Below are 25,346 nucleotides of genomic sequence, written 5' to 3' on the forward strand. Positions count from 1 at the left end.
GGGGATGACAGATACAAGGCAACGCTATGCTCATCATTTGCGGTTATGTGAATATTAAACCCTCTGATTTACCACACTTTATGGCCGACATGAACGTACTCGCGCAAACCGTGCGTAAACGTGCAGGAAACCTCTCGTATGACGTGGCAGTAGAAGATCATCTTGCCGGAAGCGTGCTCATATCGGAACGCTGGCAAGATCAGGATGCGCTGACCGCGCATCTTGCCGCTCCTCACACCCGGGCATTTATCACCCGCTGGCAGGAACGGATGACGGCAGAAATCCTGAAATATGATGCCTTTAACGAAAGAGGGCTTGTTGACAGCAAATGACCATTTGCTAGCGATGAGAATGGACGAGCGGTTGTTCTCAAATGCTCCCGGCATGGTTGTGCGGGCAGCCCACTCACTGCGTTCATGGTCTGTCCAACTGGCTGCGCCAGTTGTCGACCCCCGGTCGGGGCTTCTCATCCCCCCCATCGGGATGCAATATGCGAAAAAAAAGCCCGCATTTGCATGCGAGCTCTTCTTTGAATGATGGCGGTGAGGGGGGGATTGATTCGCTTCGCTCACCCTACGGGCAGATTCCTCGCTGGCTCGTCATCTGTCCAACTGGCTGCGCCAGTTGTCGACCCCCGGTCGGGGCTTCTCATCCCCCCCATCGGGATGCAATATGCGAAAAAAAAGCCCGCATTTACATGCGAGCTCTTCTTTGAATGATGGCGGTGAGGGGGGGATTGATTCGCTTCGCTCACCCTACGGGCAGATTCCTCGCGGGCTCGTCATCTGTCCAACTGGCTGCGCCAGTTGTCGAACCCCGGTCGGGGCTTCTCACCCCCCCGGCGGCGTGCAATATGCGAAAAAAAAGCCCGCATTTACATGCGGGCTCTTCTTTGAATGATGGCGGTGAGGGGGGGATTGATTCGCTTCGCTCACCCTACGGGCAGATTCCTCGCGGGCTCGTCATCTGTCCAACTGGCTGCGCCAGTTGTCGAACCCCGGTCGGGGCTTCTCATCCCCCCTGCGGGAGTGCGATATGCGAAAAAAAAGCCCGCATTTACATGCGAGCTCTTTTTTGAATGATGGCGGTGAGGGGGGGATTCGAACCCCCGATACGTTGCCGTATACACACTTTCCAGGCGTGCTCCTTCAGCCACTCGGACACCTCACCACATTGTATTCCCGATGTTGACGGGACGGGCGCTAATGTAGGGAAAACCCCGGAGGTCGTCAATCCTCTTTTTTAATAAATTAGCGCGGTTAGACAAACTTCAAACAACCTGCTTCTTAAACGTTCTGAAATCGCTTTTTTTCTCGTCACGGTACTTTCTCCGCGTGGTACGGAGGAAATTTGTTATGCTGAGCGGCCTTAGCGAAAAAGCATAATTGTTCCGGAAAAGAACCGGATACATCCCATCAGATTCTGGAGTTGATATGGACATTATCTTTTATCACCCCTCATTCAATAACAATGACTGGATCCGCGCATTGCGCCAGGCGCTGCCGCAGGCAAATATCCGCGCGTGGACGCCGGGCGATAATGCCCACGCTGATTACGCGCTGGTCTGGCATCCGCCAGTTGAGATGCTCAAAGGCCGACAGTTAAAAGGCGTTTTTGCATTAGGGGCAGGCGTTGATTCGATTCTTAGCCAGTTGCACGCCCATCCTGAGATGCTTCCCGAGTCTATTCCGCTGTTTCGCCTGGAGGACACCGGTATGGGGCTGCAAATGCAGGAGTATGCCGTGAGCCAGGTGTTGCACTGGTTCAGACGTTTTGATGATTACCAGGCGCTGAAACAGCAGGCGAAATGGCAACCGCTGGAGGAATACGAACGTGAAGACTTCACCATTGGCGTCCTCGGTGCGGGCGTGCTCGGTACGAAAGTGGCTGAAAGTCTGCGCCAGTGGGGGTTCCCGCTGCGTAGCTGGAGCCGCAGCCGTAAAAACATACCCGGCGTGACCAGCTTTGCGGGTGGCGAGGAGTTGCCAGCCTTTCTGCATGGCACACGGGTGCTGATCAATCTGCTGCCGAACACCCCGGAAACGACAGGTATCATTAATCGTGCGTTGCTCAACCAACTCGCTGATAACAGTTATGTGATAAACCTTGCGCGCGGCGTGCATGTTGTCGAGGGGGATTTGCTCGCTGCGCTGGAGAGCGGAAAGCTGAAAGGCGCCATGCTCGATGTCTTTAGCCAGGAGCCGCTCCCGTCCGATAATCCGCTGTGGGCGCATCCCCGCGTGGCGATGACGCCGCACATGGCGGCGACGACACGTCGCAGTGAAGCCGTGGCTTTTATTGCGCAGGCTATTCAACGTATTGAGCGTGGTGAAGCGGTCAGCGGACGGGTAGACAGAGCGCGTGGTTACTGACAGACGCCCGGCATAGCCGGGTTTTGTCATTAAACTCGCGAACGATAACTGCTATCCTTTGCAGAAATAACTACAGGAGTGAGTCATGTATCCCGTTGACCTGCATATGCATACCGTCGCCAGCACCCACGCTTACAGTACGCTTCACGATTATATTGCCGAGGCAAAACGCAAAGGGATCAAGCTCTTTGCCATTACCGACCACGGGCCGGATATGGCGGATGCGCCGCACTACTGGCATTTCGTGAATATGCGCATCTGGCCACGGATGGTCGATGGCGTGGGCATTTTGCGCGGTATTGAAGCCAATATTAAAAACATCAACGGTGAAATCGACTGCACCGGACCGATGTTGACGTCGCTGGATCTGATCATCGCCGGTTTCCATGAGCCGGTGTTTCCGCCGCAGGATAAAGCCACCCACACGGAGGCGATGATGGCGACTATCGCCAGCGGCAACGTCCATATTATTAGCCACCCTGGTAACCCGAAATTTGACATTGATATTCCGGCCGTTGCCGCCGCCGCCGCGAAATATGGCGTCGCGCTTGAAATTAACAATTCGTCGTTTATCCATTCGCGCAAAGGCAGCGAGGCGAATTGCCGCGCCGTGGCTGCCGCAGTGCGTGATGCCGGCGGTTGGGTGGCGCTGGGATCGGATTCCCACACCGCGTTTACGCTTGGCGATTTCAGTGAGTGTCGCAAGGTGCTGGATGACGTCGATTTCCCGGAAGACCGTATTCTGAATGTCTCGCCGCGTCGTCTGCTGGATTTTCTCGAATCCCGTGGCATGCCGCCAATTACCGAATTTGCAGAACTTTAATACTGACTGGAACAACTGAATGAACGAATTTTCAATCCTCTGCCGTGTACTGGGCTCGCTGTTTTACCGCCAGCCGCAAGATCCTCTGCTGGTGCCGCTCTATACCATGATCCGTGAGGGGAAACTGGCGGAAAGCTGGCCGCTGGAGCAGGATGAGTTGCTTGAACGTTTGCAGAAAAACTGCGATGCGCAGGCTCTGGCGGCTGATTACAACGCGCTGTTTGTCGGCGACGAGTGCCGCGTCTCGCCTTATCGTAGTGCCTGGGTGGAAGGGGCGACGGAAGCGGAAGTGCGTTCATTTTTGTCCAGCCGCGGCATGCCGCTGACCGATGCGCCAGCCGATCACATCGGGACGTTGTTGCTTGCGGCCTCATGGCTGGAAGATCAGGCCGCAGAAGATGAAAGCGAAGCGCAGGAAACCTTATTCGCCGATTATCTGCTGCCCTGGTGTGGCACCTTCTTTGGCAAAGTTGAAGCCCATGCGACAACGCCGTTCTGGCGCACCATGGCGCCGCTGACACGCGATGCGATCGCCGCGATGTGGGATGAGTTGCAGGAAGAATCAGAAGAATAATTGTGATTTTAATCACAATTAAAATGCAACTGAGATTAGTGGTTTTCAAATAGTGTGCGCATTGTCGCATCTCGGGAGCGCGCATCTGCTATGATGCGCGCCATGAACATTCTCCTTTCTATCGCAATGACGACAGGCATTCTCTCCGGCATTTGGGGTTGGGTGGCTGTCTCTTTTGGTTTATTAAGCTGGGCCGGTTTTCTCGGCTGCACCGCCTATTTCGCCTGCCCGCAGGGCGGTGTAAAAGGGCTGCTTATTTCCGCCTGTACGGTGATGAGCGGCGTGGCCTGGGCGCAGGTCATTATTCATGGCGCAGCACTGGCTCCGCATCTGAATATTCTGGGTTATCTGATGACCGGTGTGGTGGCGTTTTTAATGTGTATTCAGGCCAAAAACGTGTTGCTCTCATTTGTACCTGGAACGTTTATTGGCGCCTGCGCGACATTTGCCGGGCAGGGCGACTGGCGGCTTGTCATCCCGTCGCTGGCGGTGGGGTTAGTGTTTGGCTATGCCATGAAAAACAGCGGGCTGTGGCTGGCTTCTCGCCGCGCGCAGCCGCTGCTTAAAGAGCAAGAGAAAGCGTGACCAAAAGTCACGCCTTGCTTTTTCAGGACTCCGGCGGCACCGCCATTTCGCGGTATTTTGCCAGCACGGGGTTATGACGATCGGCGCCTTGCTGCAAATCCCACAGTCCCCGATCAATCCCGTCATTGATTAGCAAAATCACCCCTGTTTCAATCGCCGACATCAGGCAGAGCATGACCGGTTCATTGGCGGTATAACCAATTTCTCCCTCCAGTAGCCGCTGGTAGTCAATAAAGCGAAATACCCCAGCCTGTACTTCGTAGGAGAGAATGGTTTTACTGGTGTTGACCGATGAGAGAATTTCCCCGGTCGTGACATTTATCACCCGTAAATTCACCGCGATTTGATCCAGCTGATATTGTGTGTCTCCGCCGATGCCGAAATACCGTGCGCCAATGCCGCCGGATTTTACATTGCTCTCGTAGCCAATAATTGACCCTTCAATCATGATATTCGCGGCAGTCAGTGAGGGAAGCGGAACGCGATTATTAATGGCAACCGTCCCGTTTTCTTGCGCGGCGCGAATGATTTTTCGTTCATTTAGCAAATTCTGCAAACCCTGGCGCTCCAGCGGGACAAACCAGCGCGAATCTTTCAGCGCCGTCACCAGCATTGCCGTGGCGCTTTGCGGGACAGCGGTAGAAAAGTTACTTGCCGGGTAGGGCTTAAATTGCCCGGTTTCATCCTGGATGTTATACACCGAGACGAAAATCTTCCCGCTTGGCAGCGGCAGATGCGTCAGATCCTGATAACTTTGCGCCCGCGGTAACAGCGTCGGCTTAGCGGCTTGTTTTGGCGGCGCAGTCAGGCAACCACTTAATAAACACACGGCGAATAAAATGAATAGGCGCGACATAGTTGTTGTCCTGTTAGACAGTGGCTTAAAAATCCGTTGAACCGCTTTGCAGGCCCGACACCTGAATCGTAGATGTCTTGCCGGTTTTTCTGTCGGTGATGTTTAATTGCAGTTGTCCGTCTTTATTGGAAATATCCACGATAAAATCACTGGTCACCATTCGCCCCGGTTTACCGGTATTAATATTGGTCAGTAACCCGCCCAATATTTGTGATTGTATTGCCTGGGTGAAATTATCCAGCGCGGAGGTGGTTTCCACGCCGTAATCTTTATAGCTGGGATCGGTATAAGAATTTTGTGCCTGGGCGCTATTTAATAAAAATGCACCGTTATTAGGATTCCCGCCGAAATTAGGATTACGAAACTGGAATGTCATTGTTCCCGCCCAGCATGCAGGCGCGATAAGCAACAGCGCAAGCAGGGTAAATATGCTACGCATAATAGCCTCCGGAGATTTAACGTATTTTAGAATTCATCACTTGCCATATCGCCAGCACTGAGCAACGCCTGGTTTATTTGCAGGTGATCGATCGCTTGCTGGGTTTGCGCCAACGCGATTTCAACATTTTTCTCAAAGTCGCGGTGCGTCGGGAAAAGAAAAGTCTGGTAGACAACACTCTGATTGACGATTATCGTTATCCAGCTTCCCCAACGGGCGCTAGGTCGTTCATTAATGGTTAAATTCCCTTTCCAGTTACTTTCCCATTTGTCACTAAATGCACGATAAAAATCGTGTCCGACAGACGATACCGTGTGATCGGCTAACAGCCCGGGAACTTCGACTTCAACAGCCGATACGTTTACGCTGGCAAACAGTAAAGCGGCGGTTGCCAGACGATACCCATAACGTTTCATGGCATTAACGCCTGAGATTATCGTTAGCCCAGGAGACGGCTTGCGTGCGGTTTTTTACCGCTATCTTCCTGAAAAGATTATAAAGATGCGTTTTTACTGTATTTTCACTAATGAACAGCGAACGGGCTATTTCAATATTTGACGCTCCGATGCGCAGTTTATTAAGGATCTCTTTTTCGCGGTGGGTAAGCAGGGCAGATTCAGTGCTGTAGAACCGATAATTACCCGCATGCGTGATGAGATAACTCGCCAGTTTTTGTGAGAAATAGCACTCACCACGCTGTACGCCTTGTAATCCCTCGACCAACTGACTTCTGTCCTCTGAAATGTAAAATACCCCCGTAATATTCGGCCAGTTTTCTACCTCCTGGAATGGGTAATCAAGAGGGGTATTCATCAGCAATAGTTTAATATCACCACTCTTTTGCGACAGGATATTCTGCCATTGCTGAATCAGTTTTTTATCCGCATCAATCATGTCGAATAAGACAATGCTCAATGCGGGAATGTCATCGAGAGGTCGTTGAATATTATGGAGCTTTCCGGGCAATGAGAGCGCAAATTTTAAATGCTGCAGAAGCGCTGTTGCCTGTAATGAGGGTTTGGTTATTAATAATAAAACTGAAATAGCTGAACTATGGACTTCACTAAACATGATGAAACCCCGCGTATTTGTTTTTTGTTCATCAACTTCAACCCCCGGTTATTCACCGGGGAAACCAGATGTACTGTCGGATGCGCTATGCTGTGTTCAGGAATAAGTGATCAGCCCGTGCAAGGGAGAAATAATGCAAAGTAATGAGTGCTGCGAATTCAATCTAACGCTTGCCAACCTTAAAGCAAGTGTGAATGATGTAACAGAATGTAAAATTAAATATTGAAATGTTATTTTGATGTTCGGGTATGTTGATATACAAATGCTGAAGCAGAGCGAGTTTCAAAAGAACGTTGCGCGATAATTTATATTAAGAACAAGGACCTGACATTTGTTGGTTTCAGGTTCTCCTTATTTCGCGTTTTGCTGTTGCCACGTATCCTGTGCATTGACGCTTATAGTATTGGGGTAGTTATTTAAGAAAAATCATCTGATCCTGAAGCTGCGGCAAGCAGGTGATAATTATGCTTCATGCTTAAGAATGATATGACTAATGAAAATCCAACTTGCTGGTGAGATATTTTCTTTTTATCCACGGCATACTCAGTTTTGAAACCAGGTATTAACAAATAAGTTTGGCGGTGACAGCATGAAGAACAAAATAGCCTTTATGATGTTAACCCTGCTAGGAATGCCGTGCCTTGTAACAGCAGCCGGATATGACCTGGCAAACCCGGAATATAATATGGCGGTTAATGAGTTGAGCCAGGCGCCTTATAATCAATCAGCCAATATTGAGCAACATGGTGCGAGTAATAATGCGCATATTGATCAACGAGGGTCGAAATTATTAGGTGTTATTTCTCAAAATGGCGGAAACAATTCAGCGCAAATTGACCAGTCCGGAAGTTATAACCTTGCTTATATCGATCAGGCCGGTAGCGCCAACGATGCGAGTATTACGCAGGGGGCTTATGGTAATAGCGCGGTTATTATTCAGAAAGGCTCGGGCAACCGGGCAAATATCACGCAGTACGGTACGCAAAAAACGGCAGTAGTGGTGCAACGACAGTCGCAAATGGCTATTCGCGTTATTCAACGTTGAAAGCGTTGCGACTTTAATCTCAATCCAACGGGGGTTTACCATGAAACTTTTCCAAGTGGCAGCATTCGCAGCGATCGTTATTTCAGCAGGCGCATTTGCAGGCAGTGTCCCGCAGTATGGTAATGGCGGCGGTCATGGCGGTGGCAGCAATGGTCCAAATTCTGAACTGAGCATTTATCAATATGGCAGCGCCAACGCCGCCCTTGCCCTGCAAAGCGATGCACGTGAATCTGACCTGACCATTCATCAGTATGGTTCCGCTAACGCCGCCGATGTGGGCCAGGGTTCTGATGCCAGCTCTATCGATCTGGTGCAGAACGGGGCACAAAACAATGCCACTATTGATCAGTGGAATAGCCGCAACTCTGATATTTCTGTGAGCCAGTACGGTGTCGCTAACGGTGCACTGGTTAACCAGACTGCATCGGGTTCAAGTGTTACTGTCCAGCAAACTGGTTACGGTAACCACGCTACCGCGAATCAGTACTGATCCCCCCGGCAGGAAAAAACAGGGCTGCGGCCCTGTTTTTTCTGGAGGCGCTATGCACACCTTATTATTGCTGGCGGCGTTATCCAGCCAGATCACGTTCGATACCACCCGCGATGGCGACAATTACACCATTACTCCGCTGGTGCAGGTTACACAGAATTGTGTTTGCCAGGTGCAGATTATTACCGAGCGTGAAGGCGCTGCGGGTGTGAGCCAAAGCCGGCAACGAAACACAATGACGCTCCCGGCGAATCAAACGACGGCGCTGTCGCGTATTCGCTTGAATATTTCCGCGCACGATAACGTCAAAATTATCGTCACGGTGTCCGATGGTCAGTCTCTCCATTTAGCCCGGCAGTGGCCAGCCGAATAATAATTTTAATAATCTCTTCTGCGACAAACACATTCCCCATCTGAATGCTAATTTTAATTAAGGAACGCGCTAATGGTGCCGATATGTAGCTTATCAATAGGCCGAAGCTCAACCGTCAGGGATGAGTGACTTACGAGGTGTTTATGCGTCTGTTTCAAGCGTTCGTGTTCCCTGTTGCCTGCTTTTGCATGATGTCATTTGCCAGTGCGGAAACCCGGCTGGCGGGAGGGACGATCCATTTTCGTGGTGCCATCGTTGAAGGCGGCTGCGAAACGCACACGCAGAACCAAAATCTGCTGCTCTCCTGTGTGCAAAACAATAAAATGCAGACCCGGCAAATTCATGTCACCGATATAACCGGACAATCACTCTCTTCGCAGGTTGCGCAAGTCCAGATGCGTTATCTCGATGCGCAGCGATCCCGCGCCGTGGTTACCATCATCTATAACTGATGATTTTGAACATGTTGCCCTTGCTATTTCCGGATACACTTAACGGTGTTAACGGGTTACTGGCCGGATAGGGGGCAAAAATGCAACCACGTATGCAGGTGCTTCAGGGGGATATCACTACGCTTGAAGTGGATGTGATTGTGAATGCAGCAAACTCATCATTGCTTGGCGGTGGTGGTGTGGATGGCGCGATTCATCGTGCCGCCGGGCCGGCTTTGCTCGATGCGTGCCGACAGGTGCGACAGCAGCAGGGAGAGTGTCCGCCTGGCCATGCGGTGATTACGGCGGCGGGAAATCTAAAGGCAAAAGCGGTTATCCATACGGTTGGACCGGTATGGCGTGGCGGAGAAGAGAATGAAGCGCGCTTGCTGGAGGATGCATACCGCAATAGCCTTCAACTGGCGGAAGCCAATAGTTACACCAGCATTGCTTTTCCCGCGATCAGTACCGGCGTGTATGGTTACCCAAAAGCCGCGGCGGCGGAAATCGCCGTTAATACTGTCGCTACCCACCTCATACGTCGGCCGCAACTCCAGCAGGTGATCTTTGTTTGTTTCGATGACGAAATGACGAAGCTTTATCAGCGCTTACTGACTCAGCACATTCAATAAGGCGCGGCTGCTCTGCGGGCAGGGCAGCCGGAAACGTTATCTGGCGTGAGCATGACGCTTCGCGTCGTTGTGCTGCGGCTTGCCGGAAAAAAGAAAGCGTAGCAGCGGAATGCGCAGATGGATTTCATACAGCAGCACCGCAATGCCAATGACGAAGACCAGCCCGGTAAGAAAACCGAGGAGGTTGGACTGGATATGCGGTGTGATCCACGCCCCAAATAGCAATGTCAGTGGATGGTGAACCAGATAGATAAACAGGGATGCGTTCACGAAATAACTGACACGCGCTGACTGGAAGTTCAGCATCTTGTGGCCCAATGAAAAGACCACATTGACCATCCACAGGCCCAGCAGCATGGTGATAACCGCCTCGGTTTCGTACATCCAGCCCTCGCCACTGCCATAACGCTGGTTAAGCAAATAAGCAGCAAAGGCCAGCGCCGAGCCGAGCATGCACCACGGCGAAGGCGTGGTAAAGAGTGACTTCAGGCGCGAGTTAATAAATATCAGCGCGCCAAGTATGAAGAACGGAATGTAGAACAACGTCTGCATGACCGCAAAATTAAACAGCGCGTCACGCAATATATCCGGATAGATCATCAACACCATTCGACGGAACGCCGCCCAGGCGATACCTAACAGCAGGAACCAAAGCGACAGTTTCGCCAGCGAAATATTGCCAGCCATCCGGTTAGCGCTATTTTTAATTTTTTTAAACAGCACCATGCTGACGGTTGTTAACACCACAAGAACTAATAAGAACCATAAATGGGAGATGAGTTCCCATGACAGTGTGTTGAATTTGTCATAAGTCGATAGGGTGTGCCATTCGGCTGTTTTATCTTTCACATATTGCAACATAATAAATTGCGGCAGCGTCAGCAGCGGGATCGCGGTGAGCATTGGGATGCCAACGCGCTCAACGCGCAGCTTCCACCAGCGCTTAAGCGGGTAGCGCAAATACAACATGTATGAAAAGTAACCGGAAATAACAAAAAACACCTGCATACGGAACGCATGTATGGCGTCATTGAACAGCGTCAACCACCATGAAGGGTAGGCGCTGTTTACGTGCCACATATGGCTGGAGTAGATCAGCGAAATATGAAATGGGATCCCAAGCAGCATCAACCAGGCGCGTATGGAATCAAGGAAATATTCTCGTTGTGCGGGGGTTTTAGTCATATCACTCCGTACATTCTCAGACTTTTCGTCTTATCCATAAGACAAATAATGATTACATTCGCAACCAACCCTACACTATGACCGATAACCTGTCTCCAGGATAAGCCTGCAAAACGATAAAGGGTTAGTTTCATTTGCTTATTCATTGAGCCTGCATGGAGAACAATGCGGGGATTCAGTTGTCGGATTGCCTGAGTTTCCATTAAAATGGATCGGATCGATTTAAGCACACAAAGGGGGAAGTGCTTAGTTATTATGAAACCTAAATTACGAATGATGAAAATGCGTTGGGTAGGTGCTGCTGTTCTGTTGTCACTTTATACGTCATCAGGCTGGGCCTTTTCTATTGATGATGTCGCAAAACAGGCACAATCACTGGCTGGTAAAGGCTACGAAGCACCCAAGACCAATTTGCCCTCTGTGTTCCGTGAGATGAAATACGCGGACTATCAGCAGATCCAGTTTAACCACGACAAAGCCTACTGGAACGCGATCAACACCCCATTTAAGCTTGAGTTTTATCACCAGGGTATGTACTTCGACACGCCAGTGACCATCAACGAAGTGACGACCACTGCCGTACGTAAAATCAAATATAGCCCGGATTACTTCAATTTCGGCAACGTCCAGCACGATAAAGACACGGTCAAAGACCTCGGTTTCGCCGGTTTCAAAGTTCTGTACCCCATCAATAATAAAGATAAAAACGATGAAATCGTCAGCATGCTGGGCGCAAGCTACTTCCGCGTGATTGGTGCAGGGCAGGTATACGGTCTTTCTGCCCGCGGTCTTGCCATTGACACTGCGCTGCCCTCTGGCGAAGAGTTTCCGCGTTTTCGTGAGTTCTGGATTGAGCGTCCAAAACCGACTGACAAACGCCTGACCATTTACGCGCTGCTGGATTCACCGCGTGCAACAGGCGCATACCGTTTTGTGATCATTCCAGGCCGCGACACCGTGGTGGATGTGCAGTCCAAAGTTTACCTGCGCGATAAAGTGGGCAAACTCGGTGTTGCGCCACTCACCAGTATGTTCCTGTTTGGGCCAACGCAACCCTCTCCAGCGACTAACTATCGTCCGGAATTGCATGATTCCAATGGCCTATCGATGCTTGCAGGCAACGGCGAGTGGATTTGGCGCCCGCTGAATAACCCGAAACATCTTGCTGTAAGCAGCTATGCGATGGAAAACCCGCAGGGCTTTGGTCTGCTGCAGCGTGGTCGTCAGTTCTCCCGTTTTGAAGATATCGATGACCGCTACGATCTGCGTCCGAGCGCGTGGGTAACGCCGAAAGGCGAGTGGGGCAAAGGCAAAGTTGAACTGGTCGAAATTCCGACCAATGACGAAACTAACGATAACATTGTCGCTTACTGGACCCCGGATCAACTGCCGGATCCAGGTAAAGAGATGAACTTCAAATACACCATCACCTTTAGCCGTGACGAAGACAAGCTGCATGCGCCAGACAATGCGTGGGTACTGCAGACGCGTCGCTCCACAGGGGATGTGAAACAGTCAAACCTTATCCGTCAACCTGACGGAACTATCGCGTTTGTGGTGGATTTCACCGGCCAGGATATGAAAAAGCTGCCGAAGGATACCCCTGTAACCGCGCAAGCCAGCATTGGCGATAACGGTGAGATTGTGGAAAACACCGTTCGCTATAATCCGGTTACGCAAGGTTGGCGTTTGATGTTGCGCGTGAAAGTAAAAGATCCGAAGAAAACTACGGATATGCGCGCGGCGCTGGTCAACGCCGACCAGAACCTGAGTGAAACCTGGAGCTATCAGCTACCTGCCAATGAATAAGACAACTGAGTATATCGACATGCTGCCGCTTTCCGCCTCGGAAAAAGCGGCGCTGCCGACAGAGAGCATTCGCAGCGTGCATGAAGCGCTGGATAAAGAGCATACGAGCTGGACGCGTGAAGATGATACGCCGCTGGGTTCTGTTACCGCACGTCTGGAACATAGCTGGCCGGATTCGCTCGCCGAAGGGCAATTAATCAAAGACGATGAAGGGCGCGCGCAGCTTCAGGCCATGCCGAAAGCCAAACGCTCTTCGATGTTCCCCGACCCGTGGCGCACCAACCCGATTGGTCGTTTTTGGGATCGTCTGCGCGGGCGCGAAGTTGCGCCGCGTTACCTTGCGCGTTTGACCAAAGAGGAGCAGGCGCACGAGCAGAAATGGCGTACCGTTGGTTCTATCCGCCGCTATATCTTGCTGGTGCTGACGCTGGCGCAAACCGTCGTCGCCACATGGTATATGAAAACCATTCTGCCATATCAGGGCTGGGCACTGATCAACCCAACGGATATGGCGGGCCAGGATCTGTGGGTTTCCGTTATGCAGCTTCTGCCGTATGTGCTGCAAACCGGTATCTTGATCCTCTTCGCGGTGCTGTTCTGCTGGGTTTCTGCCGGGTTCTGGACAGCGTTGATGGGCTTTCTGCAACTGTTGATAGGCCGCGATAAATACAGCATTTCGGCCTCGACGGTGGGCGATGAACCGCTAAACCCGGAGCATCGCACGGCGCTGATTATGCCTATCTGCAATGAAGACGTGGATCGCGTGTTCGCAGGCTTGCGTGCAACCTGGGAATCGGTGAAAGCCACCGGCAACGCAGCGCATTTCGATGTCTATATTCTGAGCGACAGCTACAACCCCGATATCTGCGTAGCCGAGCAGAAAGCGTGGATGGAGCTGATTGCGGAAGTGCAGGGCGAAGGGCAGATTTTCTACCGCCGCCGCCGCCGCCGTGTAAAACGCAAAAGCGGTAATATCGATGACTTCTGCCGTCGCTGGGGCAGCCAGTACAGCTACATGGTAGTGCTGGATGCGGACTCCGTGATGAGCGGTGAGTGTCTGACCGGGCTGGTACGTCTGATGGAAGCGAACCCGAATGCCGGGATCATCCAGTCGTCACCAAAAGCATCCGGGATGGATACGCTCTATGCGCGCTGTCAGCAGTTTGCAACCCGCGTTTACGGGCCGTTGTTCACTGCGGGCTTGCACTTCTGGCAGTTGGGTGAATCCCACTACTGGGGGCATAACGCGATTATTCGCGTGAAACCGTTTATTGAGCACTGTGCGCTGGCGCCGCTGCCGGGTGAAGGCTCGTTTGCCGGTTCGATTCTGTCCCACGACTTTGTCGAAGCCGCGCTGATGCGCCGTGCCGGTTGGGGGGTGTGGATCGCTTACGATTTGCCGGGCTCATATGAAGAGCTGCCGCCGAACCTGCTCGACGAGCTGAAACGCGACCGTCGCTGGTGCCATGGCAACCTGATGAACTTCCGCTTGTTCCTGGTTAAAGGTATGCACCCGGTTCACCGCGCCGTGTTCCTCACTGGCGTGATGTCCTACCTTTCTGCACCGCTGTGGTTTATGTTCCTTGCGCTTTCCACGGCCTTGCAGGTCGTGCATGCGCTGACGGAGCCGCAATACTTCCTGCAGCCGCGCCAGCTGTTCCCGGTGTGGCCGCAGTGGCGTCCGGAGCTGGCAATCGCGCTTTTCGCTTCGACAATGGTACTGCTGTTCCTGCCGAAGCTGCTGAGTATCATCCTGGTGTGGTGCAAAGGGCCGAAAGAGTATGGCGGGTTCATTCGCGTAACGATTTCCCTGCTGCTGGAAGTGCTGTTCTCAGTGCTGCTTGCGCCGGTGCGTATGCTGTTCCACACCGTGTTTGTGGTCAGCGCGTTCCTTGGCTGGGAAGTAGTATGGAATTCGCCGCAGCGTGACGATGACTCTACGCCGTGGGGTGAAGCCTTTATGCGCCACGGTTCTCAGTTGCTGCTGGGGCTGGTGTGGGCAGTCGGGATGGCGTGGCTTGATCTCCGCTTCCTGTTCTGGCTGGCACCGATTGTCTTCTCGCTGATCCTGTCGCCGTTTGTGTCGGTTATCTCCAGCCGGTCTACTGTCGGTCTGCGCACCAAACGCTGGAAACTGTTCCTGATCCCGGAAGAGTATTCTCCGCCGCAGGTACTGGTGAATACGGATAAATACCTGGAGCTGAACCGCTCGCGCAGCCTGGATGATGGCTTTATGCATGCGGTGTTTAACCCGTCATTCAACGCGCTGGCAACGGCGATGGCAACGGCTCGCCACCGTGCAAGCCACGTGCTGGAAATTGCCCGCGATCGTCATGTAGAGCAGGCGTTAAACGAAACACCAGAGAAGCTGAATCGCGATCGCCGCCTGGTGTTGCTGAGCGACCCGGTCACGCTGGCGCGGATGCATTATCGCTTGTGGGCGGCCCCTGAGAAATATCTCTCATGGGCGAGCTACTATGAAACGCTGAAGCTTAACCCACTGGCGTTAAAGGCAAAGTAAGCCGACATTAAGGAAAATACCGGCCCAGGAGCCGGTATTTTTTTGTCTGATATAAATAAGAAGAGGTTGCCTGTGAGAGTGATTCTGGTAGTCGTCATGGCGTGCCTGCTAAGTGGTTGCGGTAGCATCGTCAGCCGGACAATTCCCGGTCAGGGACACGGTAATCAATATTATCCCGGCGTTAAATGGGATGTCCGCGACTCCGCGTGGCGCTACATTACCGTGCTTGATCTCCCCTTTTCACTGGTGTTTGACACCCTTTTATTACCGCTGGATGCCAATCACGGCCCTTACGAGTAATCAGCGCTCGTCCCACTCATCAGCAGCTGTCTGTCCCTCTTCGGTATCAAGAGGCGGCTCCAGCTGGAATTCGCCTTCGTCCCATTCGTGCAGCGTATTCTCTTCCTGCCACTCCTGGCTTATCTCAATTTCATCGAAATCGCCGTCAAAGACACTTTGTGCGGCTTCACCGCTTAAAAGAGGCAGACATTCGCCTGGCTCGTCTTCATCCGCAAAAAACTCAGCGCGCCACGCGATATCGCCATCCTGAAGAACATACTTTTGCACATTGAATTGCTGCACGCTGATTTCTTCTTCATCAAGATCCGGGTTGTCGGCAATAAATAATTCCCGCGCGGCATCAATTGCTTCCGACAGTGTTGAGTAATACTCCAGTTCAGTTTCGGCCATATCATCGCTCCTGAGATAACAGTAAAAAAGGTATGCACAAACCTATAGACGCTGGCTTTGCGAGCGTCAAATTTGTAAGAAATGAATCAGCGATTTCATGACATAACGAGAAAGGCGTAGTACTTAATAACGCTACGCCTGCGGGAGCGGTGGCCGGACGTCTTATGTTTAGCGTGGTGCAAGATAAATATTCTCAGCCATGCCAGTTAGCATGCTTGTCGGCTTTGAATAATCCGGGAATATGCGCGAAACAGCATCGCATTTTTGTACACGGGTAGCGTGAATTTAACGCAGATATCTGCTGTATCGGCCGCGCGATCGCGCTTTGTGGGTTACTCCTGGCGTTGAACGCTGCGGGTTTCCTCTCTTCTGGCCCGGCGGGCAGGACGCTGTAAACTGAACCATGAATAAATGGCATTAAACAGAACGACGCCCGCCGTCACGCAAAACACCGCGCGAAAACCGTAACTGGCCGAGACCGCCGCGCCCATCAGCGGACCGGTAACATTACCGATATCGCGAAATGACTGGTTGTAACTGAATATCCGTCCGGCAATTTGACTGGTGGAGTTGTAGACCAGCAAGGTTTGCACCGCAGGAAGCAACGCACCGTCAGCAGCACCAAGCAGGAAGCGCAAAATGCCCAGTTGCCAGGGAGTGTGCACCAGTGACATTGGCAACAGGAGCAAGACGGAGATGATCAATGCCGCGACGAGGATTTTCTCCGGGCCGATTTTATCGCCCAATTTGCCCAGCCGAGGTGCGCTAAGCAGTGCCGCGACGCCAGGCACGGAGGCAATCATGCCGCTGATAAAGGCAATGTTGCTGACATTTCCGGCAAGATCGCGCACATAGAGTGTCAGAATCGGCGCGATAGAACCCGTCGCAACCTGAATAATCATGGTGGTAATAAACAGGCTCAACACCAGTTTGGGGCTTTTTAGCGAGGCGAAAACCTCTTTGAAGTGCAACATCTCGCGTTTTGCCACCGGGGTGAAATTTTCGCGGATGCAAAGTAGGGTGAGCAGAAAACAGATAAAAAGCACAGAGGCGGTAATAAAAAAGACCATCCGCAAGCCCCAGGTATCGGCCAGCAAACCACCGGCCAGCGGGCCAAGCAGCGCGCCGCTAACGCCTCCCGTCGAGAGCGTACCCAGCGCCCAGCCGCTTTTGTTGCGCGGCATTTGCGTGGCGATCAAGGCATTCGCGTTGGGGATAAAACCGCCCAGCAAACCGAGCAGCGCTCGCAGAACAAGGAGCTGCCAGACATGCTGTGCGATCCCCATTAACGCCATCACAATCGCCATGCCGAGAGCGGAACGCAGTAGCATGATTTTCCGCCCTTTTCGGTCGGCAAGACCGCCCCAGAAGGGAGAAGCGATGGCAGAGAAGAGGAAGGTGATACTAAAGACTAAACCGGACCACATATTGAGCGCGCCGGGATCGGTGATGCCAAGCTGTTCGACATAGAGGGGGATAAACGGCATCACCAGGCTAAACGCCGCGCCGGTGAGAAAACAGCCAAACCAGGCAACGGTGAGATTACGCTTCCAGTTTATTGGGGCATCAGAGAGAGACATAACCGTCCATAACAGCACACATTAATTATATTCGATAGTAAGCATGCTAATTATGCGCTCAGGTTATGATTGCCGCAATGCGTTGGCGCAGGTTTGTATGACAAAAAAAGAGCCCGCATTTGCGGGCTCTTTATCGATTCAGTAGCGAGAGGGGACGCCTTCCGGGCGCGTTTTGAAACGGCGATGCAGCCACATATATTGCTCTGGTGCCATCATAATGCAGCGTTCAACCACTTTATTCATCCATGCTGCGGTGGTTTCTGCGTCATCGAGTGGAGGGGAACATTCCGGCTCGAGAATAATCAGTTCGTATCCTTTGCCGCCCGGTTTACGGCGTGGAACAAAAGGTACGATACAGGCCTGTGACATGCGTGCCAGCATCCAGGTTCCTGACGTGGAAGCCGCATCTTTAACGGCAAAGAAAGGGACGAAAACGCTGGCGCGCGGGCCGTAGTCATGATCGGGCGCGTACCAGACGACATCACCCGCTTTCAGGGCGCGGATCATACCTTTGAGATCTTTACGGTCGATCATGCTTTTATTGGAACGCATGCGACCCCAGGTTTGCAGCAGGTCAATAACCGGGTTGTCATTCGGGCGATAAACACCAATACCCGGCTCGTTCAGACCAAACATGCGGGCACCAATTTCCAGCGTCAAAAAATGTACGCCGATCAGCAAAATTCCTCGCCCTTGCGCCTGTACATTCCTGACATGTTCAAAATCGATAACCTCCATCCAGCGTGACATCCGGCGATCGGACCAGAACCAGGCCATGCCGGTTTCCATCAAACCCATGCCAACCGATTCAAAATTTTTCGCGACCATTTTCTGGCACTCTGCTTCGCTCATGTGCGGAAAGCAGAGTTCAAGGTTGCGCTGCGCAATACGCACACGACGTTTCATCAAGCGCTGTGCCAGGTGGCCAATGCCACAGCCGAGGCGGTAAATCACGGGGTAGGGGAGTTGAACAACTAACCACAACATGCCGACCCCGAACCAGAGAGCCCAGTAGCGCGGGTGCAGCAGCGATGCCGAAAATTTGGGTAAATGCGTCATGACTGTCCTGTTTGAAGCAACAATTCCCTGTATTCTCGCATTTTTTCGGAATTAACCAAAACCATGGCGCACAGAATGCCTGTTTTGTCAGGAATTGTTGCGTCGTAATCATTAGAATGAGAAAAAATGTAGCGCAAAATGTGTGGATGTAAATTATCAGTATTTGCTTTATGATGCCGCCGTTTTTTCACCCCTAACTTTGCAGGACACGTACACCATGCCAGTGTTACACAACCGCATCTCTAATGATGAGCTGAAGGCGCGAATGCTCGCGGAAACGGAACCGCGCGTGACCGTCTCGTTCTATAAATATTTCTCGATTATTAACCCGCAAGCCACGCGCGACGCGCTTTATCAGACGCTTAGCCAACTGAATGTATTTGGCCGCATTTACCTTGCTCATGAAGGTATCAATGCGCAAATCAGCGTGCCACAGAGCAAATTCGACGCCTTTCGCCAGGCGCTTTATGCATTCGACCCGGCGCTTGACGGCCTGCGTTTAAATATCGCGATTGATGATGACGGTAAATCCTTCTGGGTGCTGCGCATGAAAGTTCGCGACAGGATTGTTGCCGACGGTATTGAAGATGAGAGTTTTGACGCCAGCGATGTGGGGGATTATCTGAAAGCGGCGGAAGTGAACGCCATGCTCGACGATCCTGATGCGGTTTTCATTGATATGCGTAATCACTACGAATATGAAGTCGGGCATTTCGCCGGTGCGCTGGAGATCCCGGCGGATACGTTCCGCGAGCAGTTACCGAAAGCGGTCGAAATGATGCAGGAACATAAAGATAAGAAAATCGTTATGTACTGCACCGGCGGTATCCGCTGCGAGAAAGCGAGCGCCTGGATGAAGCATAACGGCTTCAATAAAGTGTGGCATATCGAAGGCGGCATTATCGAATATGCGCGCCGCGCACGCGAACAGGGCTTACCGGTACGTTTTATCGGCAAAAACTTTGTGTTTGACGAGCGTATGGGCGAGCGCATTTCCGATGACGTTATTGCCCACTGCCACCAGTGCGGCACGCCCTGCGATTCCCATACCAACTGTCGTAATGACGGCTGCCATTTGCTGTTTATTCAATGTCCGGTCTGTGCTGAGAAATTTAACGGTTGCTGCAGTGAGCTGTGTAAAGAAGAGAGCGCACTACCGGAAGAAGAGCAGCGTAAACGTCGCGCCGGTCGGGAGAATGGCAACAAAATCTTTAACAAATCCCGTGGTCGCCTGAATACCAAACTGGGCATTCCGGATCCGGAATAAAAGCTGAGGAGAGGGCTGCCCCTCTCCCGTAATCTTACTTCTGACGCACGCCTTCCACGGAAATAATCAGTTCAACGTCCTGCGACGCCGGGCCCAGATCGGTGGTGATATTAAAATCTTTCAGCTTAATTTTGCCGGAAGCTTCAAAGCCTGCGCGCACGCCGCCCCACGGATCGTTGCCCTGACCCATCAGTTTCGCCGCCAGCACCACCGGTTTGGTTACGCCATTCAGCGTCAGGTTGCCGGTAATATCCAGCCCGTCACCGGCTTTTTTTACCTCTGTTGAGGTAAAGGTTGCCTGCGGGAATTTCGCCACATTCAGGAACTCAGCGCTGCGCAAGTGTTTATCGCGCTCTGCATGGTTGGTATCGACACTGTTAGTGTTAATGGTTACGTTGACTTTGTCAGAGGCCGGGTTGGCTTCGTCGAAGCTAAACGTACCGTCAAAATCTTTAAACGTTCCATAGAGCCAGCTATAACCGAGGTGCTGGATACGAAAATTAACGAAGGCGTGTTGACCCTCTTTATCAATTTTGTAGTCTGCAGCGATAGCAGAACCCGTAGTAAACAGCAGCGAAGCGAGAGCGAGTCCCGGCAGGATTTTCTTCATATTATGCTCCAGAGTCAGGCGACGATTTTCCCAGCATGCGCTTGAGAGTGACGTCTTTATCGATGAAATGGTGTTTAACGGCGGCAAGGCCATGTAAAACGGACAGCACGACTACACTCCATGCCAGCCAGAGGTGAATACTTCCTGCCAGGTCGGCTTGCGAACCGGCATCGGCAAGCGTTGCGGGTATCTCGAACAGCCCGAAAACGCTGATGGGTTTACCGTCGGCTGTGGAGATCAAATAGCCGCTGAAAAGAATGCCGAACAACAGCAAATAGAGCGCGATATGGACGAAGACAGCGCTGATATGCGTCAGCCGTGAATAACTGGCAAGCGGCTTCGGCGGAGGGGAAAGAAAACGCCAGACTACCCGGAACACGAGGCCAAGCATGAGCAAAATGCCGATGCTCTTATGTAGCTCAGGCGCTTTATGATACCAACCGTCGTAATAGCTCAGCGTCACCATCCACAGACCCAACGCGAACATACCATAAACCACAATGGCCACCAGCCAGTGCAGAACAATGGAAACGGCGCCGTAGCGCTCAGGTGAATTGCGAAATGGCATAATTGTTAATCGTGGTTAATAACTGGTTAAATTAAAATGGCGGGAGAGAAACAATATTGCAACTCAAAATTACGATTTTGAATTGTTATTTTTTCTATATCACCTTTTTTGAATGACTTTGCTAAATAATATTCAGAACATTAGGTTGATTGCAGGGGTAAGTCATGAATTTATTAAGCTTTTGTTGCGATAGCGATGTTTAAATATTCTGTCCTGAAAATATATTTTTATAAAGCTATGTCAGTTTTTGTCAGTGTTTTTCAGGGCGCCCATACGATATAGATAATATCGATCAGTGCGATAAGTAGCCACAGCGCAATATAAAGCATCAAATGTTCACGTACGTTATTTATTAAGAAATGAAACAGACGGCGCATATTCTCTCCGCAAAGCTGCATTAAGCGGCCCCGAATGAGGCCGTGGAAGGTTTACCCGGCAAAGCGGGAAAGTGAGAAAGGTTGTAAATCAAACTTCGAGCTTTTGCCGTGGGCAAATTCACAGGCAATTTCACCCAGCACTGGCGCAAATTTAAAACCGTGTCCGCTCAGGCCTGTGACAATCAGTGTGTCCGGGAAGCCCGGCAGCGTATCAATAATAAAGTCTTCATCAGGAGAGTTATCGTAGGTGCAGGATGCACCGTACAAACATCCACCGATGCCTGGCAGAAACTGGCGCAGAAAAGCGAAACATTCGGAACCATCTCCCGGTTCTTCACCAAACGGCTTACGCTGCTGCGCTTCGCTGATAAGCTGCCCGCCGTTGTGACGGCCGATTTTTAATTCATTATCTTCTGCCGGAAAGCCGTAATACTGGTCGCCATTGGGCATTTCGCCAGTAAACGCCGGAAATTTGTTCTTGGTGCTGTAGCGACCATCGGCCTGGAACCATGCAAAAACTTTGCGCACCGGTTGTATCGGGAGCTCAGGCAGCAGTTTTTGCACCCATGTTCCCGCGCTGACAAGCACTTTTTTACCGTGGAATATCCCTTCCTGGGTATCGATGCTGATGCCGTCATCATGATGATGCAGCGCGGTGACCGGGCAATTGAACAACTGAGCGCAGCCCGCCTCTTTGGCAAGACGGATCCACGTTTTTACCGCCAGTTCGCTACGCAGTACACCGGAGTCGGTTTCAAACATGCCGATGTAATTGTCGGGTACGCGGATTTCTGGCCAACGCGCCATCAGTGACGGGGCATCGAGTTTTTCGACGGCCAGCTGCCACTGCGCTGCGCTTTGCGCGACGTTAGCCAAAAAAGCGGAATCCGCCGGGCCGATATTGACAACGCCAGTGCGGTCAAACACCGCTTCGCCGCTTTCCGCCGCCAGTTGCTCCCACAACTGTTGCGCACGCAGCACCAGCGGAACATATTTTTCGCCTTCGCCGTAAGCGTGGCGCATTAAACGCGTATCACCGTGGTGGCTGCCTTCCTGATGGGGCGGCAGGTGAGCATCGGTCATCAGCACATTCAGCCCGCTTAGCGTGGCGTAATAGCCTGCCGCTGCGCCGACAGAACCGCTGCCAATAATAATGAGATCGTATTTCATGGTGGTGTTCTCCAGGCAAATGCGTGTTCAGGAGGGTAATTAACCTGGGAACGTTATACAAGGACAGAAATAAGAAAGGCACCACAAGGGTGCCTGTTGAGTCTATATAGCGCATTATCACTAATGCCTGCGATACTCATCTTCCTGGTAGTCGCCCGATTCAATCTTGGCAATGCCCGCTTCGAGTATCGAAATAAACTGGCGGGCAACATCGGTCGTTAACCACAACGTCTGGCCGACTTCGGTCTCTTCCTGAGCGGCTCTGTTTGGGGTCTGGTAGTGCAACCGGAGCATCAGTGCGTCGTAGCTATCCACGGTGCTGATGTCCCATCCGACCAGTGGATGGGTCTGGATGACTTCATTATTCTTTACCATCATAACCCCCTTTATTGGCGTGTTTAATTAGACAACGACTCTTGAGGTTCAATGCGTGTTTTTTTTGAAGCTTTTTCAGTATACCAACAAGTGGGGGAGTAGATCGAATAATTAAACACTCTGCAACATGTTTTTTCGACCGTTAGATTTTTTTGAATAAGAAAACGGGCTCTTAACCATATATTTTTATTAAAAAAGCGCTGCACCAGGATTGCGCTTAAAAAAACAACAAAAAAAGCCGGGGCGACCCGGCAATAAGCACAAACTTAAAGAAAAATTAGTCGGTGATAAACCAGTCGTCGGCGCTTTCCCAGGTTTCCTGCAAAATTTCAGTTATGCGATCTTTATCTTCTTTTGCGCCGCCCAAAACCGAAAGATTATTTGCTGCGGCGTAGCGAACCGTAATTTTGTTTTCGCGATCGGGGTAACAATTGTTCAGACGACGAGATAACTCGCCCGCCAGCGCATCAACAGCGCCAGGCGGTAAGGGTGTGGTTTTGGCGATAGTCACTTCAATGCGCATAATAGCCCCCTGTGTAATTTACTGTATGTTTATACAGTTAAGCGAAAGCTATTACAACAGGGAGCGATAATTTTTTTATTTATTGCTTAATGCGCCAGCGCACGGTTTCACCTGCGAGAAACGGCACCAGCGAATCTTCCGGCAGCGCAATCGCCTCTGGCACCAGGCTCTCTTCACGCACCAGCTCAACAAACGTTTCGTTCACCGGTAAGCCATAGAAACGTGGTCCGTTGACCGAACAGAACGCTTCAAAATGCTGGAGAGCATTCATCTCTTCAAATACGGTTGCATAACTACCTAGCGCGGTGGGGGCATTGAAACAACCGGCGCAGCCGCAACTGGCCTCTTTACGATGACGCGCATGCGGCGCGGAGTCCGTACCGAGAAACGCGCGACTAAAACCGCTGGCAACCAGCTCGCGCAGCGCCTGCTGGTGAACATTGCGCTTCAGGATCGGCAGGCAGTACAAGTGAGGGCGTACACCACCGACCAGCATATGATTACGGTTAAACATCAAGTGCTGGGGCGTGATAGTCGCGGCCAGCAGCTCGTTGCCTTCGCGCACATAGTCTGCGGCATCTTTGGTCGTAATATGCTCAAACACCACTTTCAGCCCCGGCAGACGCTGGCGCAGCGGTTCCATGACCGTTTCGATAAATCGCGCTTCTCGATCGAAAATATCGATATCTGCATGCGTCACTTCACCATGCACCAGCAGCGGCATGCCCAGTTTTTCCATTCGTTCCAGTACCGGCATAATCGCATCAATGCTGGTAACACCATGGCTGGAGTTGGTCGTGGCATTCGCCGGGTAGAGTTTCGCTGCCGTAAATATCCGCTCGTTAAAGCCACGTTCGACTTCATCGGCGTTCAGGCTGTCGGTCAGGTAGCAGGTCATTAAAGGCGTAAAATCATGCCCGGCGGGTACGGCGTCGAGAATACGCTGGCGGTAGGCGATAGCCGCATCCACGGTAGTGACAGGGGGAGCAAGGTTCGGCATGACAATGGCGCGGGCGTAAGTTTCGCTGGTCCACGGCACCACGGTTTTTAGCATTTCGCCATCACGTAAATGGACATGCCAGTCGTCAGGACGGCGGATTTTCAAAACCTGGGGTTGGGTCATTGGAGTGCTCCGGCTGGTGAGAAACAGGTGTTTTTTGCCGGGCACTAAGAATAAGCGGAAACGTTTTCGTTTGCATCCTTTTCCTGAAAAAAAGGGCGCTCACGGCGCCCTGTTATTTAGTCAGTGAGGGGGATGATAATTTCACCCGGTTTCACCTCAATCCCTTTGGCATATTTTTTCGCCAGCGCCTCGCCTTTGCTGCTGTCTTCTTTCAGCACATAAGCAGGGCGTTGGTTAAAGTAGTTGCGTAGCGACTGATTTAGATAGGGCATCAGTGTTTGTAACACAGCCTGCATTTTTTCCGGCGTCACGGTGGCGTTAACCACTTCCATCTCTTGCAGGTAAATCGCGCCTTTTTCTTTATCAAACACCGGCAACGCTTTGAGTTTCAATTTGATGATGGCTTTTTGATTGCCAAATAGCGAAGTCATATCCAGATTCGCATCGCCGGTCAGGGTGATTTTATTGGGTTCTTCGCGACCGATTTCACTGGCCAGATTATTCAGCACAATATGGGCGTCGGCAACGCCGGGTACGCCGATGTCTTTGGCGAAGTCATTACGCTTTTGTAGCGCCTGGTTAATCTCCTGTTCGCTGATAGAATATTGGGTCAGTTGATTGCACCCCACCAGCACGCCGCTCAACAGTAGTGCTGCGGCAAAAATGATTCTCTTCATGAATTCCTCAACGTGATCGCCATGCTACGACGCAGGGGCGTAGCATGCGACACACGTTCAATAAAGGCCAGCGGAAAAAGCTGAAAGGCGTGACGGAAGCGGGCACGCTTCCGTCACAGGC

30 protein-coding genes and 1 tRNA gene are annotated in these 25,346 nt (G+C 51.7%); 14 read left to right on the forward strand and 17 right to left on the reverse strand.

Going from position 1 to position 25,346, the window contains the following annotated elements; translation table 11 throughout:
• Window positions 1-26: 26 nt before the first annotated feature.
• Entirely contained in the window at window positions 27-332 is a 306-nt protein-coding gene (locus IP581_RS08640) for a putative quinol monooxygenase (protein ID WP_086869810.1), read from the forward strand.
• A 750-nt stretch (window positions 333-1,082) separates the two neighbouring features.
• Here the strand turns inward: IP581_RS08640 and IP581_RS08645 are convergent.
• Window positions 1,083-1,170 (reverse strand) — tRNA-Ser (locus IP581_RS08645).
• A gap of 263 nt (window positions 1,171-1,433) precedes the next feature.
• On the opposite strand from IP581_RS08645, the gene ghrA reads away from it, so the two are divergent.
• From ghrA to IP581_RS08665, 4 genes are all read left to right on the forward strand, one after another.
• Complete coding sequence (gene ghrA / locus IP581_RS08650; RefSeq protein ID WP_193822296.1) at window positions 1,434-2,372, forward strand: glyoxylate/hydroxypyruvate reductase GhrA; 939 nt, start codon at window positions 1,434-1,436, stop codon at window positions 2,370-2,372.
• 85 nt (window positions 2,373-2,457) lie between these two features.
• Complete coding sequence (locus IP581_RS08655; protein ID WP_086869807.1) at window positions 2,458-3,195, forward strand: phosphatase; 738 nt, start codon at window positions 2,458-2,460, stop codon at window positions 3,193-3,195.
• A gap of 19 nt (window positions 3,196-3,214) precedes the next feature.
• Window positions 3,215-3,769 carry a TorD/DmsD family molecular chaperone gene (locus tag IP581_RS08660; protein ID WP_193822297.1) on the forward strand — a complete coding sequence of 185 codons (555 nt, stop codon included), beginning with the start codon at window positions 3,215-3,217 and terminating at the stop codon, window positions 3,767-3,769.
• A 102-nt stretch (window positions 3,770-3,871) separates the two neighbouring features.
• Entirely contained in the window at window positions 3,872-4,354 is a 483-nt protein-coding gene (locus IP581_RS08665; RefSeq protein WP_176519661.1) for a DUF1097 domain-containing protein, read from the forward strand.
• A gap of 22 nt (window positions 4,355-4,376) precedes the next feature.
• Here the strand turns inward: IP581_RS08665 and csgG are convergent, their stop codons facing one another.
• From csgG to csgD, 4 genes are read right to left on the reverse strand one after another with little or no spacing between them, the layout of a single operon-like run.
• Window positions 4,377-5,210, reverse strand: coding sequence for a curli production assembly/transport protein CsgG (gene csgG, locus IP581_RS08670; protein ID WP_086869801.1), 834 nt, complete (start codon window positions 5,208-5,210; stop codon window positions 4,377-4,379).
• A 25-nt stretch (window positions 5,211-5,235) separates the two neighbouring features.
• A complete protein-coding gene (gene csgF / locus IP581_RS08675; protein WP_086869798.1) occupies window positions 5,236-5,649 on the reverse strand; it encodes a curli production assembly/transport protein CsgF in 414 nt (137 codons plus the stop codon).
• 26 nt (window positions 5,650-5,675) lie between these two features.
• Window positions 5,676-6,065: a curli production assembly/transport protein CsgE gene (gene csgE, locus IP581_RS08680; protein WP_193822298.1), complete on the reverse strand. Its 390-nt coding sequence runs from the start codon at window positions 6,063-6,065 to the stop codon at window positions 5,676-5,678.
• A gap of 4 nt (window positions 6,066-6,069) precedes the next feature.
• Complete coding sequence (csgD, locus tag IP581_RS08685) at window positions 6,070-6,720, reverse strand: biofilm master transcriptional regulator CsgD (RefSeq protein WP_193822299.1); 651 nt, start codon at window positions 6,718-6,720, stop codon at window positions 6,070-6,072.
• Window positions 6,721-7,309: 589 nt separating this feature from the next.
• On the opposite strand from csgD, the gene csgB reads away from it, so the two are divergent.
• From csgB to ymdB, 5 genes are all read left to right on the forward strand, one after another.
• Window positions 7,310-7,765, forward strand: coding sequence for a curli minor subunit CsgB (gene csgB / locus IP581_RS08690; protein ID WP_193822300.1), 456 nt, complete (start codon window positions 7,310-7,312; stop codon window positions 7,763-7,765).
• Between the two features lie 40 nt (window positions 7,766-7,805).
• Complete coding sequence (gene csgA / locus IP581_RS08695) at window positions 7,806-8,255, forward strand: curli major subunit CsgA (RefSeq protein WP_193822301.1); 450 nt, start codon at window positions 7,806-7,808, stop codon at window positions 8,253-8,255.
• A 52-nt stretch (window positions 8,256-8,307) separates the two neighbouring features.
• Entirely contained in the window at window positions 8,308-8,628 is a 321-nt protein-coding gene (csgC, locus tag IP581_RS08700; protein WP_193822302.1) for a curli assembly chaperone CsgC, read from the forward strand.
• A 143-nt stretch (window positions 8,629-8,771) separates the two neighbouring features.
• On the forward strand, window positions 8,772-9,080 hold the full coding sequence (locus IP581_RS08705) for a fimbrial protein (RefSeq protein ID WP_193822303.1): 309 nt from the start codon (window positions 8,772-8,774) through the stop codon (window positions 9,078-9,080).
• An 80-nt stretch (window positions 9,081-9,160) separates the two neighbouring features.
• Window positions 9,161-9,691 carry an O-acetyl-ADP-ribose deacetylase gene (ymdB, locus tag IP581_RS08710; protein WP_193822304.1) on the forward strand — a complete coding sequence of 177 codons (531 nt, stop codon included), beginning with the start codon at window positions 9,161-9,163 and terminating at the stop codon, window positions 9,689-9,691.
• A gap of 36 nt (window positions 9,692-9,727) precedes the next feature.
• Here ymdB and mdoC read toward each other — a convergent pair whose 3' ends face one another.
• Window positions 9,728-10,876: a glucans biosynthesis protein MdoC gene (mdoC, locus tag IP581_RS08715; protein WP_193822305.1), complete on the reverse strand. Its 1,149-nt coding sequence runs from the start codon at window positions 10,874-10,876 to the stop codon at window positions 9,728-9,730.
• A gap of 273 nt (window positions 10,877-11,149) precedes the next feature.
• On the opposite strand from mdoC, the gene mdoG reads away from it, so the two are divergent.
• The 3 genes from mdoG (at window position 11,150) to IP581_RS08730 (ending at window position 15,506) form a co-directional block, all read left to right on the forward strand.
• A complete protein-coding gene (gene mdoG / locus IP581_RS08720) occupies window positions 11,150-12,685 on the forward strand; it encodes a glucans biosynthesis protein MdoG (RefSeq protein ID WP_020457411.1) in 1,536 nt (511 codons plus the stop codon).
• Entirely contained in the window at window positions 12,678-15,206 is a 2,529-nt protein-coding gene (gene mdoH / locus IP581_RS08725) for a glucans biosynthesis glucosyltransferase MdoH (RefSeq protein WP_086869779.1), read from the forward strand. The genes mdoG and mdoH overlap by 8 nt, the downstream gene beginning before the upstream one ends.
• 72 nt (window positions 15,207-15,278) lie before the next feature.
• Complete coding sequence (locus IP581_RS08730) at window positions 15,279-15,506, forward strand: YceK/YidQ family lipoprotein (RefSeq protein WP_086869974.1); 228 nt, start codon at window positions 15,279-15,281, stop codon at window positions 15,504-15,506.
• Here IP581_RS08730 and IP581_RS08735 read toward each other — a convergent pair whose 3' ends face one another.
• The 3 genes from IP581_RS08735 to IP581_RS08745 all read right to left on the reverse strand — a co-directional run bounded on the left by IP581_RS08735 (window position 15,507) and on the right by IP581_RS08745 (window position 18,535).
• Window positions 15,507-15,881 carry a MysB family protein gene (locus IP581_RS08735; RefSeq protein ID WP_097400229.1) on the reverse strand — a complete coding sequence of 125 codons (375 nt, stop codon included), beginning with the start codon at window positions 15,879-15,881 and terminating at the stop codon, window positions 15,507-15,509.
• Window positions 15,882-16,228: 347 nt separating this feature from the next.
• Window positions 16,229-17,476 carry a multidrug efflux MFS transporter MdtG gene (mdtG, locus tag IP581_RS08740; RefSeq protein WP_193822306.1) on the reverse strand — a complete coding sequence of 416 codons (1,248 nt, stop codon included), beginning with the start codon at window positions 17,474-17,476 and terminating at the stop codon, window positions 16,229-16,231.
• A 138-nt stretch (window positions 17,477-17,614) separates the two neighbouring features.
• Window positions 17,615-18,535 (reverse strand): Kdo(2)-lipid IV(A) acyltransferase, encoded by a 921-nt coding sequence (locus IP581_RS08745; protein ID WP_193822307.1) that lies wholly within the window; start codon window positions 18,533-18,535, stop codon window positions 17,615-17,617.
• 217 nt (window positions 18,536-18,752) lie between these two features.
• Between IP581_RS08745 and trhO the strand changes: the two genes are divergently transcribed.
• Window positions 18,753-19,802 (forward strand): oxygen-dependent tRNA uridine(34) hydroxylase TrhO, encoded by a 1,050-nt coding sequence (gene trhO, locus IP581_RS08750; protein ID WP_193822308.1) that lies wholly within the window; start codon window positions 18,753-18,755, stop codon window positions 19,800-19,802.
• A 34-nt stretch (window positions 19,803-19,836) separates the two neighbouring features.
• On the opposite strand, the gene IP581_RS08755 is transcribed toward trhO, so the two are convergent.
• From IP581_RS08755 to IP581_RS08790, 8 genes are all read right to left on the reverse strand, one after another.
• Window positions 19,837-20,412 (reverse strand): YceI family protein, encoded by a 576-nt coding sequence (locus tag IP581_RS08755; protein WP_065368760.1) that lies wholly within the window; start codon window positions 20,410-20,412, stop codon window positions 19,837-19,839.
• A gap of 1 nt (window position 20,413) precedes the next feature.
• Window positions 20,414-20,980, reverse strand: a complete 567-nt coding sequence (locus IP581_RS08760; RefSeq protein ID WP_086869770.1) for a cytochrome b — start codon at window positions 20,978-20,980, stop codon at window positions 20,414-20,416.
• Between the two features lie 260 nt (window positions 20,981-21,240).
• Entirely contained in the window at window positions 21,241-21,357 is a 117-nt protein-coding gene (locus IP581_RS08765; protein ID WP_086869769.1) for a YceO family protein, read from the reverse strand.
• 51 nt (window positions 21,358-21,408) lie between these two features.
• Window positions 21,409-22,527, reverse strand: coding sequence for an N-methyl-L-tryptophan oxidase (solA, locus tag IP581_RS08770; protein WP_193822309.1), 1,119 nt, complete (start codon window positions 22,525-22,527; stop codon window positions 21,409-21,411).
• A 120-nt stretch (window positions 22,528-22,647) separates the two neighbouring features.
• The gene (bssS, locus tag IP581_RS08775) at window positions 22,648-22,902 is read right to left on the reverse strand and encodes a biofilm formation regulator BssS (RefSeq protein WP_017456389.1); all 255 of its coding nucleotides are present in this window, start codon (window positions 22,900-22,902) and stop codon (window positions 22,648-22,650) included.
• Window positions 22,903-23,179: 277 nt separating this feature from the next.
• The gene (dinI, locus tag IP581_RS08780; RefSeq protein WP_017456390.1) at window positions 23,180-23,425 is read right to left on the reverse strand and encodes a DNA damage-inducible protein I; all 246 of its coding nucleotides are present in this window, start codon (window positions 23,423-23,425) and stop codon (window positions 23,180-23,182) included.
• A 79-nt stretch (window positions 23,426-23,504) separates the two neighbouring features.
• Window positions 23,505-24,548: a dihydroorotase gene (gene pyrC, locus IP581_RS08785; protein WP_193822310.1), complete on the reverse strand. Its 1,044-nt coding sequence runs from the start codon at window positions 24,546-24,548 to the stop codon at window positions 23,505-23,507.
• 116 nt (window positions 24,549-24,664) lie between these two features.
• Window positions 24,665-25,225 carry a lipoprotein gene (locus IP581_RS08790; protein WP_193822311.1) on the reverse strand — a complete coding sequence of 187 codons (561 nt, stop codon included), beginning with the start codon at window positions 25,223-25,225 and terminating at the stop codon, window positions 24,665-24,667.
• Window positions 25,226-25,346 lie beyond the last annotated feature (121 nt).

The organism is Kosakonia pseudosacchari (assembly GCF_015167415.1).
Taxonomy (GTDB): domain Bacteria; phylum Pseudomonadota; class Gammaproteobacteria; order Enterobacterales; family Enterobacteriaceae; genus Kosakonia; species Kosakonia pseudosacchari.